Source organism: Neisseria sp. P0020.S003, from assembly GCF_051957095.1.
Taxonomy (GTDB): Bacteria; Pseudomonadota; Gammaproteobacteria; order Burkholderiales; family Neisseriaceae; genus Neisseria; species Neisseria subflava.
In genome coordinates this window covers 1-255 of the sequence record NZ_JBQCWU010000103.1, presented here as the reverse complement: position 1 = coordinate 255, position 255 = coordinate 1, and the positions used below count along the sequence as shown (strand labels likewise).

General features: G+C 52.5%; 1 pseudogene. It reads right to left on the bottom strand.

Annotated features, from left to right (window positions below):
* Positions 1 to 255, bottom strand: a pseudogene (locus ACTHTQ_RS11535) (integrase core domain-containing protein); the annotation flags it as partial.

Sequence of the window (255 nt, the reverse complement as noted above, 5' to 3'; positions counted from 1 at the left end):
CTGCAAGACCTCAAACGGCGTATCGCCGTTCAAACTGCGGTGCGGCTTCACAGTGTTATAGAAATTAACAAAGCGGCACAACTCCTTTCGTCGGTGTTCCGGACTGTCAAACAACTGTTTCTCATGCAACATCTCCATCAGGGTGCGGATAACCCGTTCCGCCTTACCGTTGGTCTACGGACGGGCAACCCGGGTAAACTTTTGACCAATCCCGTTCTCATAACAGGCTACACCGAAAGCATGGTTGGCCGAGCC